Source organism: Lysinibacillus sp. RU7, assembly GCF_057837305.1.
In genome coordinates, this window is the sequence record NZ_JBYQFK010000073.1 from 1 (window position 1) to 468 (window position 468).

Here is a 468-nt window from a genome sequence, read left to right on the forward strand (position 1 = left end):
TTGAGTTAATTTCATAATTCCAAACCCTTGTCTCCCAAGGGTTTCAAAACAATAAAAAATGGGCACCTCCCCCAATTTGGTATAATTTAAGTGACCAAACCAAAATTATCCCCGAGGTGAATGCCCTATGACTATTGTAAAACAAATGCGCCTATTTGACATCCATGAATTAATGGAAATGGAAAGTTCTCATCGTTTTGATGCAATTTTGGCTACTTTTGATTTACAACCAATTTTTCAACTGTTCCATAAAAAGACAATGCGTGGCGCTCCAAGAGAATTAAACTATGGTGCGATGATTCAATCACTCATAATTCGCATTATCGAGCGTATTCCAACAGTAAAAGATTTAATCAAACGTCTAAAATATGACCTTATCTTTCGTTTAGATTGCGGCTTTTTACTTTCCGATTCGGTACCTTCTGAAGCTTCTTATTCACGTTTGGTCGATGTGATTTGCCAGTCAGA

Annotated in this window: 1 protein-coding gene; it reads left to right on the top strand. The window is 36.5% G+C overall.

The annotated features are described in order from the left end of the window. Positions 1-127: 127 nt before the first annotated feature. Positions 128-468 (top strand): transposase (locus tag AC3II9_RS21535; RefSeq protein ID WP_489158729.1); only part of this gene is annotated, 341 nt, incomplete at its 3' end.